Annotated in this window: 12 protein-coding genes; 7 read left to right on the forward strand and 5 right to left on the reverse strand. The window is 41.3% G+C overall.

Annotated elements, in window-relative coordinates; genetic code table 11:
* The first annotated feature begins 249 nt into the window (after positions 1-249).
* Positions 250-513, forward strand: a complete 264-nt coding sequence (locus tag H6G69_RS24145; RefSeq protein ID WP_190691661.1) for a DUF3146 family protein — start codon at positions 250-252, stop codon at positions 511-513.
* A 60-nt stretch (positions 514-573) separates the two neighbouring features.
* Here the strand turns inward: H6G69_RS24145 and H6G69_RS24150 are convergent, their stop codons facing one another.
* From H6G69_RS24150 to ntcA, 3 genes are all read right to left on the reverse strand, one after another.
* Positions 574-1020: a pre-16S rRNA-processing nuclease YqgF gene (locus tag H6G69_RS24150; protein ID WP_190691662.1), complete on the reverse strand. Its 447-nt coding sequence runs from the start codon at positions 1018-1020 to the stop codon at positions 574-576.
* Between the two features lie 48 nt (positions 1021-1068).
* Entirely contained in the window at positions 1069-2559 is a 1491-nt protein-coding gene (locus H6G69_RS24155) for a DUF3084 domain-containing protein (protein ID WP_190691663.1), read from the reverse strand.
* A gap of 169 nt (positions 2560-2728) precedes the next feature.
* Complete coding sequence (ntcA, locus tag H6G69_RS24160) at positions 2729-3400, reverse strand: global nitrogen regulator NtcA (protein ID WP_015113299.1); 672 nt, start codon at positions 3398-3400, stop codon at positions 2729-2731.
* 533 nt (positions 3401-3933) lie between these two features.
* Between ntcA and fabI the strand changes: the two genes are divergently transcribed.
* The 6 genes from fabI to H6G69_RS24190 all read left to right on the forward strand — a co-directional run bounded on the left by fabI (position 3934) and on the right by H6G69_RS24190 (position 11489).
* A complete protein-coding gene (gene fabI / locus H6G69_RS24165; protein ID WP_190691664.1) occupies positions 3934-4710 on the forward strand; it encodes an enoyl-ACP reductase FabI in 777 nt (258 codons plus the stop codon).
* 80 nt (positions 4711-4790) lie between these two features.
* A complete protein-coding gene (gene hisB, locus H6G69_RS24170; RefSeq protein ID WP_242072170.1) occupies positions 4791-5441 on the forward strand; it encodes an imidazoleglycerol-phosphate dehydratase HisB in 651 nt (216 codons plus the stop codon).
* Between the two features lie 193 nt (positions 5442-5634).
* Positions 5635-6615: an ABC transporter ATP-binding protein gene (locus tag H6G69_RS24175; protein ID WP_190691665.1), complete on the forward strand. Its 981-nt coding sequence runs from the start codon at positions 5635-5637 to the stop codon at positions 6613-6615.
* A gap of 356 nt (positions 6616-6971) precedes the next feature.
* Positions 6972-8474 (forward strand): SLBB domain-containing protein, encoded by a 1503-nt coding sequence (locus tag H6G69_RS24180; RefSeq protein WP_190691666.1) that lies wholly within the window; start codon positions 6972-6974, stop codon positions 8472-8474.
* Positions 8475-8555: 81 nt separating this feature from the next.
* On the forward strand, positions 8556-10214 hold the full coding sequence (locus H6G69_RS24185) for an alpha/beta hydrolase (RefSeq protein WP_190691667.1): 1659 nt from the start codon (positions 8556-8558) through the stop codon (positions 10212-10214).
* Between the two features lie 426 nt (positions 10215-10640).
* Complete coding sequence (locus H6G69_RS24190) at positions 10641-11489, forward strand: SPFH domain-containing protein (protein WP_190691668.1); 849 nt, start codon at positions 10641-10643, stop codon at positions 11487-11489.
* Positions 11490-11502: 13 nt separating this feature from the next.
* Here the strand turns inward: H6G69_RS24190 and folP are convergent, their stop codons facing one another.
* Together folP and tpiA are read right to left on the reverse strand one after the other, a co-directional pair.
* The gene (gene folP / locus H6G69_RS24195; RefSeq protein WP_190691669.1) at positions 11503-12348 is read right to left on the reverse strand and encodes a dihydropteroate synthase; all 846 of its coding nucleotides are present in this window, start codon (positions 12346-12348) and stop codon (positions 11503-11505) included.
* A gap of 107 nt (positions 12349-12455) precedes the next feature.
* Complete coding sequence (gene tpiA / locus H6G69_RS24200) at positions 12456-13184, reverse strand: triose-phosphate isomerase (RefSeq protein WP_190691670.1); 729 nt, start codon at positions 13182-13184, stop codon at positions 12456-12458.
* Positions 13185-13302: the final 118 nt, after the last annotated feature.

Consider the following 13302-nt stretch of genomic DNA (forward strand, 5'->3'; position numbering starts at 1 on the left):
ATCCAAGAAATCTTTGACCAACTCACATTTGAGCAGGTAATTTCTGTGTCTTCTTATAACTTTATCCTGGAAGCTCTATTCTATGCAGCTTCATATTAAATTGGTATTAGTCAGATGGTTACATATTGAGACATAAATACTCACTTTGTCAGTTTGTCGATTTACGCTAAGTTTGGTAAATAAAAGAAATAGCCTACTGAGAAGTAGACTCAATTGATAGCTTTTATCCCACACTTGATTTAAAGCATTGTGAGTACAAAACGTTTGCCAGAAACTACTGCCCATGTCAGAATCACCCGCCAATCTTGGCAACATGGCTTTCTTGAAGGTGAAGTCAGTGCGGGTGACTTTGAGTGGCATTTCCAATGGCATTTTCGCCGTGGAGAACTTTCTGTTAAGCCTTCCCAAGGTCGGGCGTTAATTAAAGAACCACTAGGTCGGTTTTTAGAAAAACAAGATTATCAGCTCGAACCTGGAGGCGATTATGCTTTTACTATTCGAGCAGAGTTATAGTCATCCTCATAAACTTGAATGAGTAAGCAAAGGCAAATACGCGTCCAAGATGGCTGAAGATTAACTATTAACAGATTCTGTCAGACGATTTAAATATCTTTCAATTAATAAAATTGCCACAATATCATCAATTGGCCTTGGTGGTTGACGCATTCCTTTTGGTAATAGTTTAGTCAGTCCTTGGGGCGGATACATCTGCCAGTAGCGATCGCGTGCTTCTAATGTGGAATATCGCTCATCTACTAACATGATATTTAATGGTTGTAATAATTCTGCCTGTAATTGTTGTTTCCATCGCTTGGCTGTAGTTTGATTACCCATCACCAGTAAAGAAACAGGGAATCTTTGTCTTAATTTATTGATAGTAGCGATCGCATCTAAAGATGGCACAACCTGATGAAAATACAATTGCCGATCCAATCCCATGATTGCTAGACCGCACTTATCTTTACCAGGATCAAAGCCCAAAATAACTGGTTGAGTTGGCGATAATTCATTGAAATTCATCTTAAAATTTGCCCCGTTCCCTCTTAGTGCTGACCTAGTAGGAAAATTTTACGTACTGAAAATAACTTTGCCGTTCTGCACGGCTATTAGCTTCACTCGCAAAGGCCCGGCTGTATAGGTGTCTTCTGCGGCTACAGCTTTGACATCTAAAGGTTCTTGCGATTGTCCCAACTGAGTGATGAAGCGGAGAAAAGTACCGTCGATTTGCACACTTTCCACAATCCCCGCATTCCGCGCCCGAAATTGCGAAGCCGATATGAGCAAATCTAGTCTTTGCCGCAATTGATAAGAGGTCATAGTTTTGGGGTCTGCGCTTGTGGTCGCTAGGACTTCACCTGCTGAAAAAACTAAAATATTCCGAGCGGCATCTGCAAAAAATTCTATCTGTTTTTCGCCTCTCACGTAATTTCCCGCCGAGAAAATTCGCACTACATATTCTCGACCATCACTTATCTGTTTAATTAACTGCTCAATTCTTTCTGCGGTGACGCGTAGTATTTGCGTATTTTGTGGTGTAACACCAGGTTCAGTTAATTGAAAGAGGGCATTTTGGTTAGCATCACCCAAAAGTTGCAATACTGCTTGGCGGGCCGCCGATGCTTGATTGACTTGAATTACCGCACCCGCTAAGACCTGACCGCGTACCACAGCCAGTTTACCTAAGCGCAAATCTTGATAAGACTGATAGTACTTTTCTAGCCTGGCAACTTCTTGTTCTAAATAATCTTGTTGTTTTTCTAATTCTTTCAACCGCGATTCGCGTGTGGCAATCACTTGTTCGCGTGCGGCAATTTCGACGTTACGATTTTGGATGAGTTTATCTAGTTCGGCAATTTTGCGATCGCGTTGTTCAATAATTTCTTGGCGGTTAGCCAGTTCTCGATCTCGTGTAGCAATGGCTGTTTTGGCTTCATCAATTGCCTTTCTGGCTTCGGCGTAAAGTCTGCGCCTTTCTGCTTCTAGTTGCTTAACAGCTGTTTGCAATGCCTGTCTTTGGTTATAGACGCTTTGGAGTTCCGATCTCGCTTGTTGATACTGCGTTGCGACTTGATTTAACCGCCCTTGAGTACGTTGTAGTTGTGCTTGCGTTTGAGCTTGACGGCTAATGGTTAAATTTAATTGCGCTTGAGTTTGTCGTTGTTTAGCGTTAGCCGCTTGCAAAGATTTATTAATTGCCTGTAAATCTTGCTGGGCTTTCGTTTGCTCTTTGCGAGCTTGATTTAACTCTGTTTCTACTTGACTTTTTTGCGTTTCTGCCGTTTTAAGTTGTTCTCGTTTGTTTCTCAGGTCTTTTTGAATATCTTCTAACTCAAATACGCCTTTTCGCAAACCTTCATCAGCAGCAAACAAAATTCCTAAAGTTGATGCGGAAATCAACCCACCTGTGAAGATAGTGACTAGTACAGCTGTATTTTTAGGACGCAGCTTAAACAATGAGAGGCGTGCTTTGCCAACCCGTGTGCCGATGCGATCGCCCACAGTGGCAATTACGCCTCCCAAAATTAAAATTGCTGCGATGAGGATGTACCCGGTGGTCATCTTCAGCTACCGAAATGGTTCCAGATACAGCCTACTACTTTCGACCATTGTCTGTGGAGGATGGGTAATTGGCAAAAGTGGAGATTAATCAATTGATGAATTACCTCCAGTTATAGGTGTTATCTGTAAAAACATCATAATTTGCCAACTCCATGACCTCCAATTGCTTTTAAGTAAACTGTCTACTTAAGCTAACAGGTTTATGCACAGTTATCTTCTTCTTGTGAATAGAAATCATTTTCTTTTCACGTAAATCACCAAGTAATCTAGTCACAGTCACGCGAGTAGAACCAATTGCCTCGGCGATCGCCTGATGAGATAGCTTGAGATCAATTGTGATGCCATCTGCACAAGGAACACCAAAATCACGACAAAGAATTAATAAAAAACTCACCAATCTTGAACCCATATCTCGGTGAGCTAGAGTTTCAATCATCATTTCTGTCTGCAAAATCCGCGAAGATAGACCCCGCAGCATCAACATTGATAACTCTGGATTTTCCTTGAGTGCTTGCTCTACTTGTTCAATCGGGGCTGACAGCAATTCTACAGGGGTAAATGCAACAGCGTGGTAAAACCTATCCGACTTATTTCCCGTCAGCAAAGACAAAACACCAAAAACACTATTTTCCCGCAATAGTGCGACCGTTATTTCTTCTCCTGCTTCGTACACTCTAGAAAGTTTTACAGCACCCTTCAAAAGAAAGTAAACTCGTTCAGCAGGATCGCCAGGAAAAAAGATCGTTTTATTGCGTTCAAACGTTTCCACAACAGGCGGAAACGCGCCAGTTGCCATCTGACGAAAAACATTTGCTAGGGCTTTATCTTGTGTCACGATCATCTCCCTTCCCCTACCCAATGCCGGAAAAACAAAGAAACTGATTACCTAAGAATACACCTGAAAAATCAATAAATCACCGTCAACCTTTCTGTACTTTCCTATACTCAAATACTCAACTCCAGCATTATTTGTTCATAATGATACATAATCTTTAGCCTTTTTAGCTAGTAGTTGTTATAAGTACTTACAAACTCCTAGACATCAGGTTTTTTGCCAAAAAATTTACGATATCTTGAGAATAACTTCAGGAATCACAGACAATTTTTTTAAATAGCAAACACATCTCATAAATATTATTTTTACAAATCCTGTACCAAATAAAGAAAAACAGGCCTCAGATTCTAGTATCCTCCTAAGAGGATGTCTCAAAAGTCCCTGATAATACACTAAGCAGTTAAAGTATCTTATAATTCCCCTAGAAAATTTAGACTTTCAGGCTGGAATCATCTCCGGTAAAAGGGATCGAAGAAAGTAAGAAAATATTTGATACTGCTCAGACATCCTGATCACGATCGCTCTCGTTAACAATTTGTATGCTGAATCTGACTGGAAAAAACGCCCTTGTTACAGGTATTGCCAATAATCGCTCCATTGCTTGGGGTATTGCTCAACAATTGCACGCGGCTGGAGCTAATTTAGGTATTACTTACTTAAGCGATGAACGCGGCAAGATGGAAAAGAAAGTTGCGGAATTGGTAGAACCTCTCAACCCCAGCTTATTTGTTCCTTGTAATGTGCAGAACGACGAACAGATTCACTCTACCTTTGAAACAGTTCGTGACAAGTGGGGCAAGCTAGATATCCTCATTCACTGTTTGGCATTTGCCAATAAAGATGATTTAAGCGGCGATTTTAGTAATACTTCCCGTTCTGGTTTTAATACAGCTTTAGAAATTAGTACCTATTCGTTAGTACAGTTAAGCGGTGCAGCTAAACCTTTAATGACAGAGGGTGGTAGCATTGTTACCCTGTCATATCTTGGCGGTGTTAGAGCAATTCCTAATTACAACGTGATGGGAGTTGCCAAAGCAGGCTTAGAAGCTAGTGTGCGTTATTTAGCAGCAGAACTAGGGCCAAACAATATTCGCGTTAATGCCATCTCCGCCGGGCCAATTCGCACTTTGGCATCTTCCGCAGTCGGCGGCATTTTAGATATGATTCATCATGTGGAACAAGTAGCACCCCTGCGTCGCACAGTAACTCAACAAGAAGTAGGTAATACGGCGGCTTTCTTGTGCAGTGATTTAGCTAGCGGTATTACCGGGCAAGTTCTGTACGTGGATGCAGGATATGAAATTATGGGAATGTAATCAAAAGTATGAAGTGTGAAGTATGAAGTATGAAACTTTAGACTTCATACTCCCCGCTCCCTACTCCGTTATTAACAACTATGCAAATTAGCGATACTTCTAGCAAAGATTCTCTTCTGCACCAAGTTTCATCAATTACCACCGCGCGTATTGCTTCTGTTCATCGCGTGACTGGCGAAACCGATGTGCAAGTAACTATCAACTTAGATGGCACAGGTAAATGCACTGCGGCAACTGGTGTACCATTTTTAGATCATATGCTGCATCAAATTTCTTCCCACGGTTTGATTGATTTAGATATCAAAGCTAAGGGTGACTGGGAAATTGATGACCATCACACTAATGAAGATGTCGGCATTACTTTAGGTCAAGCTTTGCATAAAGCTTTAGGTGATAGAAAAGGTATTGTCCGGTTTGGTAACTTTTTAGCACCATTAGATGAAGCTTTAGTGCAGGTAGCGTTAGATTTTTCTGGCAGACCTCACCTGAGTTACGGTTTAGAAATTCCGACCCAGCGCGTCGGAACCTATGACACCCAACTAGTGCGGGAATTTTTTGTGGCATTAGTGAATCATAGCCAAATGACACTGCACATTCGCCAATTAGATGGCATAAATTCCCATCACATCATTGAAGCGACATTTAAGGCGTTTGCCAGAGCAGTGCGAATGGCGATTGAAGTTGATCCGCGTCGTGCTGGGACAATTCCTAGTTCTAAAGGTGTTTTATAAATTCGTCATTAGTCATTAGTTATTGGTCATTTATTTTATAGATAACTAATGACCTTCTATATATAGCAATCATAGTTGATTTATGAAAATTGAGATTCCCAGATACCCGACTTCTTTAAGCAGTCGGGGATTTTATTGTTCACCATTGACTTAAAGTTGCGGTTATAACTTTGGTAGTCTTGTTCAAACTAATATGAAGTCTATTATAGATAACCAAGAATCTCAACCGCATCCTATTGATAATCCGTCTGTTGTTGCAACTTTTGATTTACGAAAAGTCTATCGCAGTGGTTTTTGGCTCAATCAAAAAGTCGTATCTCTTAAAGGCTGTTCTTTAACAGTTTATCGGGGGGAAACTTTTGGGTTATTAGGGCCAAATGGTGCAGGTAAAACTACTTTATTAAAACTGTTGCTAGGAATTATCCGCCCGACTGCAGGGCGGGGTTTATTATTGGGTCAGCCATTGGGCGATCGCCAAATTAAACAACGCATCGGCTATCTGCCAGAAAACCCCTATTTATACGATTATTTGACTGGGTGGGAATTTTTAGAGTTAGCGGCGGGAATTTTCCAAATCCCGAGGAATGTACAGCGCGATCGCATTCCCCAACTGTTGGAATTAGTGGGTCTACCTTTAGCTGATGCGCGTAAAAAACAAATGCGTCGCTATTCTAAAGGGATGTTACAGCGTGTTGGTATGGCGCAAGCCTTAATTAACGACCCAGAGGTGATTTTCCTTGATGAGCCTATGTCTGGTCTTGACCCACTCGGACGCTATCAAATGCGCGAAATTATTTTGGGACTCAAAGCCGCAGGTAAAACAATTTTCTTTAATAGCCACATTTTAAGTGAGGTAGAGCAAATTTGCGATCGCATTGCTATCCTCTCTAAAGGGGAACTAATTTGTGCGGGTTCTCTTCAGGAATTGTTAGGTAGTAGTAATACTTACCACATCAAAGGTAGAGGCGGCGATCGCCAAGTTTTGCAAAAATGGCTTGCTAATCTTGCATTTAGCCATGATGGTTCTTGGCAAGGAACGCTACAAGAAGATTATTATGATTTTCTTGATAGTCTGCGCTTAATGTCAGGTCAAATTATTTCTCTGGATTTATCGCGTTACTCCTTAGAAGACTTTTTTATTGCCCAACTAGAACAACAAAAACATAACAGTTAAATAATTACTTGAAAATCAAAATTCTCAGATCCCCAATTGATTTAATAAGTTGGGGATCTCTTTGTGGAAATTCACTCGGAAATTGATCCCAGTAATTTTTCTAGATTAAATACAAATGCTAAATATACTTTTTTACTCTAGAAAATCTAGTCTCGGTAATGGTAAATTTTATGTCTACGTGTTATTAACTTTAAATTAACTTCACTAAAAATTCAAATGTGATAAATAATTATGCTTCCGGAAAATAGTATCTTACTAAGAAAATAAAATTGTCGGGAAACGAGATACTTAAGTATAGTCAAAATAAATGTTTAGACAGTACTTTGCCGATCGTAGTCTCAGAGTCTAAGGTAAATATGCTTAATACAGGTTTATGGAAATCCCTCACCCAGCCAATTATGGGTGTGGCTTTTTGTTCAGCTATTAATCTAGCTGTGTCGCCCGTCAGCCTAGCTCAGGGACAACCGGTAATACCAACACAACAACCAGTATCACCAGTTAGGCCACGAGTCATACAGCAGACTCCTCCACAGGTAACACCAACATCACAACAACTAGATACTAATTACACCTTAGGCGGCGGCGATCGCATACGCGTTAACGTATTTGAAGTACCAGAATACACCGGAGAATATCAAATTCCTCCTGGTGGCGCAGTTAATTTACCACTAATTGGCAGTGTTCCAGTTCTAGGTTTAACCACCGAACAAGCTGCTGATGAAATTGCTAGAAGATACTCCCGTTATTTAAAACGTCCTTTAATTTCTGTCAACTTATTATCACCACGCCCCATTAATATCTTTGTCGCGGGCGAAGTTACCCGACCAGGCTCTTACACCCTCAGCTTGAGTGGCGGTGCAGGCGATAATCCTGGCGTACAATACCCAACTGTATTAGCAGCATTAACTACCGCTCAAGGCGTAACCTTAGCAGCAGATGTCACCCAAGTACAAGTACGGCGAAAAATCGGACGCAGTGGTGAGCAACTTGTAACTCTCAACTTACAAAATGCTGTACAAACAGGTCAGGTAGGTCAAGATATTACCTTACGGGACGGTGACACTATTTTTGTACCTACAGCAACTAGCTTTGACAAAACCACCGCCAGAAATTTAGCCGCCGCTAACTTTGCCGCTAGTCCTAGCACACCTCGCACTGTGGCGATTATTGGTGAAGTCAATCGTCCTGGTTCGTATTTAGTAACAGCAGGTGGCGGTGGAGAAGGAACAGCAGCAGCCGGTGGTGGTTTACCCACAGTTACAAGAGCAATTCAAATCGCAGGCGGAATTACAGGCCAAGCTGACGTTCGTAACCTGAAACTCCGTCGCCCCACTAGAACTGGCGGCGAACAAGTGATTGATGTCAATCTCTGGCAATTACTCCAAAGTGGTGATGTCAATCAAGATATTGTTGTTCAAGACGGCGATACCATCGTCATTCCTACTGCCACTGATTTAAATACAGCAGAAGCTACCCAATTAGCTAATACAACTTTATCGCCGAATACAATTCAAGTCGGTGTTGTCGGTGAAGTTAAACGACCAGGTGCTACAGAACTTAAACCTAATAGTTCTTTAAACCAAGCATTACTGGCTGCTGGGGGATTTAACGATGCTAGAGCTAGCAGAGCGGCTGTAGACTTAATTCGCTTAAATCCAGATGGTTCTGTAACCAAGCGCGTTGTTAAAGTCAATTTAGCGGATGGAATTAACGAAGAGAGTAATCCTATCCTGCGGAATAACGATGTGATATTAGTCAGCCGTAACGGCGTTACCAAAACTGGAGATTCGCTAAGTACGATCGCAACTCCCTTTGGAATTATTTTTAACTTCCTGAGATTATTTGGATTGGGAATTTAACTTAAGATACAGCTAAATTATTGGGGACAATCATTATTGTTTATGCGTCCCCATAGCTGGTAATCTTTTGGTTCAAAGAAAATGGCAGCTTCTTTGCAGTTTCAAACAAGCAAAAACCCTTGCAAGCTTTCTCGCCTGCAAGGATTGTTATTTATTGGGAGTCTGATTTTGGGTTGGGGTGTGGCAATACCCAGCACTATAGCCGCAGAAACCGTAACTATTCGCTTTGGCCCTTTTCAGCAATCTGTGGCGATCGCTGATTTAGAAAAATTTGCCAAAACTGGTACACTACCCAAATCACTGCAAGCCTATGAATCTTTATTAACTCCTGAACTCAGAAGACTACTAAATCGGCGGTTGCAAGTCGATCCCAAATTCGCTGATAAATTCGTTGATGAAATAGTACTACTGCCACAGGGCAAACAATTTTTAACATCCTTAGAAACTGCTATTCCCGGCAGTACATCAGAAAGCTTACAAGCAGCGATTAGCATTGGTCTGCGTCAAGTCAATGGTTTGAGTGTAGTTAGTTTTCTCAAAGCCTACCCAACCGCAAATATTGATCTAGATGCAACTCAACTATTACAAATTGCTAGCGAATTTAACCCTAACAACTTGCAAAGCCAAGCCTTAGGCAGTTTGTTAGCCAGAGATTTAGCAGTTAAAACAAATACACCTTTTCAGGCTAATTTTAATCCTGCTGCCCCTGGCAAAGAAGAGGTACAGCAGCAGACACTCACTTTTCCAGACAAACAAAGACAACGCAATATTTCTGTAGATATTTATACCAGTCCAAAAACAGATAAGACTGCGCCCTTGGTCATCATTTCCCACGGCTTTGGTGCTAACCGTAAATTTGCTAGCTATTTAGCGCGTCATTTAGCTGCTTATGGTATTACTGTGGTCGCTGTTGAACATCCTGGTAGTAACGCCGTCGCCATTACAAATGCTGCAAATCAAGGCGATTTAGCAAAACTGCTACCAGCTACAGAATTTATGAATAGACCGAAAGATATTAGCTTTTTACTGAATGAATTAGCGACTATTAATCGTCAACCAGGACAATTACAAGGGAAATTTAACACAGAGAAAGTGACTGTTATTGGTCACTCTTTAGGAGGTTATACCGCTTTAGCTTTGGTCGGTGGAGAAGTCAATTTAGATGAAGTGCGCCAGTTTTGTAAAACTTCTTTAAGCGTTGCAGAAGCTCCTGGTGATTGGTTACAGTGTGCAGCTGCGTCTTTAAAAGATAAAAAATTGCAGTTGCGGGATGAACGAGTCAAAAGTGCGATCGCGCTTAACCCACTTATCGGTACACTTTTTGGTAAACAAGGGCTATCACGCATTAATCAGCCTGTGTTAATGCTCACAGCCACCGAAGATGCGTTAACACCAGCTTTAACACACCAACTCAGACCTTTTACGCAATTGCGGAGTGAAAAATATTTGTTAACCGCCATTGGTGCTACTCATTTAAGTATTGTTGACCCCGCATATCCAGTTAGCGAATTTGCCCAAGTTATTCAAGAAAAGCGAGGCCAAGCTGTCCAGCCTTTACGCCAGCTAATTCAAGGAGTTAGTTTAGCCTTTATTAAACAACTGACACCAGAAGCTAAAACTTACCAACCATTTTTAACTTCCGCATACGCACAGTCTTTATCTACACCAGAGATCCCCTTACGCCTGAATGCTGAATTACCCACAACTATCAAGCCTTGGCTGAATTTAGCAGTCAAATAAAATTAGCAGCCGCTAAGGTAATTTAGAACTCAAAAGATGATAAAACTTCAACAGAAACCGGCGTTTTTACCTTATGCCCTGTCCTCTACTGTAAATTTCTTGCCAGTATGTTATCAAGATGCTTTAATAACGATCGCATTCTGCCATATGTTTGTTTGCATAAAACGCAACAAATGTATAGATGTACATCCTGAGGACTTACGCCTGACCACCAAAACTCAAGGGTTGAGGTGAGTATAGGGTATGAGAGTTGTAGATATCCACAACTTTTACACCCCTAAACTCAAGCCAAAATCTTTGTGCTTCCGTCCTAGTTCTGTTAGCTAATGTTGAGAAAAGCACAAATTCCTAAGATTAGACTAAAAGGTAGGACACAATACCATATCCTTAAGACTAAATTCGGACAAAATTTAAATAGGAGCATCTATGGAGCCAATTATTGCCATAGTCTTAGCACTTGTAGGCTATGCATTAGGATCTGCCAAAATTATTAATGAAGGGAATGAAGCCCTTGTGGAACGCTTAGGGCAGAAACACCGCACACTGAGGCCTGGTTTGAACTTTATTGTGCCTTTTGTGGATCAAATTGTGATGGAAGACACCACAAGAGAGCAGATTTTAGATGTTAAGCCGCAGAAAGTAATTACTAAAGATAACGTTTACTTAGAAGTTGATGGTGTGGTCACTTGGCAAATCACCAATATGGAGGACAGCTTTTATAAAGTTGATGATATGCAAGTTGCTTTATCTAACTTAGTCACAGTTGAACTCCGCACTCACATTGCCGATAGAAGCTTATCGGAAACGATTTCCGCCAGAAACCAGATGAATCAATCTCTGTTGCAATCTGTCAATGAAACCAGTAAAAAATGGGGTGTGAAGATTATCCGAGTTGATATTCAAAGTATCACCCCACCAGAAAGCGTGCAGAAGTCAATGGCAGAACAACAAGCAGCCGAAATCAGAAAGCAAGCTGCCATTTCGGAAGCCGAAGGGGAACGTCAAGCTGCAATTAAAAGAGCCGAAGCTACTAAAGAATCAATTCGCATACTTTCGGAAGCTGTCACAGCTAAACCAGAAACTAGAGAAATTCTCAGGTATCTGGTAGCCCAAGAACAAGTAGAAGCGAGTCAAAGACTTGGTGCTAGTAATAACGCCAAAATCGTTTTTCTTAACCCAGGCATATCCGAAGGAGCCTTAGATCAAATGCTGGGTGATACTGTCAGTACAGAAGGTAACGGCAATGGCTCTGAGAATGGCACTAATGAAAGGTAAAAGTCAAAAAATTTTAGCTGTGTCGGAATAGTGCATCAGCCACTAGTGAGACTTCACGCATTTCTTTAACATCGTGAACTCGCAGGATATCAGCACCGTTAGCAATAGCAGCACAGCAAGCCGCTGCTGTTCCCCAAACGCGTGCTTTGGGTTCTGGTTGATTTAAAATCCGACCAATAAAACTTTTACGAGATGTTCCTACCAAGATAGGGCAATTCATGGCGGCGAGCGATCGCAACTCACGCAAAATCTCTAAATTCTGTTCGTAATTCTTCGCAAAACCAATGCCAGGGTCAATAATAATTTTTTCTAAATCAACACCTGCTTTGGTTGCTGCGTTAATTTGTTGTGTCAAAAAACTAGAAATTTCCCCAAACAAATCCTGATATTCCGTCATTTGTTGCATCGTCTGTGGTGTTCCTTTGATGTGCATTAAGACAATTGGCACATCTAAACTCGCAACTGTGGGCAACATATCAGGGTCAAATGTACCACCAGAAATATCATTGACTATATCTGCTCCGGCGTTGATTGCTGCTTTAGCTACAGCAGCCCTAGTGGTATCTACAGAGATGGGAACTGTCATTTCCGAGCGCAAAAGTTCGACAACCGGAACCACCCGTTCTAATTCTGCGGCTAGGGTAATTTGCTCTGCGCCTGGACGAGTTGATTGTCCACCCACATCAATAATGTCAACACCAGCAGCCACCATTGCCCAAGCTTGAGCTAAAGCCGCAGAAGTACTATTAAAATCACCACCATCACTAAAACTATCAGGTGTTATATTCAAAATTCCCATTAAATAAGTACGCTGTCCCCAATTGAAACAACGCTCTCGAATGATCAAATTCCCTGACATATAAAGTTTTTCTTCAGATATGCTGCATTAATATTCTTTAACTTTGGACTTTTGACTTACTTAACCCATTCCCTGGACAAGCCAGGGAAAAGGCGTTGGATATGAGATTATTGATGATAGTTGACAATCCTGGCAAAACTCGCAGGTTCCAGACTAGCTCCGCCCACAAGCACGCCATCAATTTCTGGTTGAGCCATGATTTCATCAATATTATTTGGCTTCACTGAACCACCATATTGAATGGGAACATTAGGATTTTTTAGCTGACTGCGAATTAAGCCAATAACTCGACTAGCTTCGTTTGTTTCACAGGTGTCACCAGTACCAATTGCCCAAATTGGTTCGTAGGCAATCACCAAATTATCTTGATCTACATTTACTAGGTCTTTTTCTAGCTGAGTCGTAATTAGTGATTCAGTTTCGCCCGCATCTCGTTGCTGTTTGGTTTCGCCTACACAAAGAATTGGAGTCAAACCATATTTTTGAGCAGCTTTTAGACGTAGATTAACTGTCTCGTCTGTTTCCCCAAAAAATTGCCGCCTTTCGCTATGACCAACAATTACATAACGCACACCAATTTCTACGAGCATGGGAGCAGCAATTTCACCAGTGTAGGCTCCATTTTCTTCCCAATGAACATTTTGCGCTCCCAGTTGTACACGACTGCCATGCAAACTTTTAGACAAAATGCTTAAATCTGTGAAAGGCGGACATAATAGTACTTCTCTCCCTGAGGGAGTTTCATCTAAATGAGGCAGAAACCCTTGTAAGAAATCTTGAGTTTCTGCCTGGGTTTTAAACATTTTCCAGTTACCGGCAATAACGATTTTCCGCACAGGTGATATGGTTAAGTTCCTAAAGCTAATAGATGCATTTTTCAGTCTAGAACTTTTTGGGTCGCTTTTTAAAAGCTAAAAGCCTAGCTTAGAGCTAGACGGAGAACTATCAAGTCTA

The organism is Nostoc sp. FACHB-110 (genome assembly GCF_014697425.1).
In the GTDB taxonomy this organism is placed as follows: domain Bacteria; phylum Cyanobacteriota; class Cyanobacteriia; order Cyanobacteriales; family Nostocaceae; genus Nostoc_B.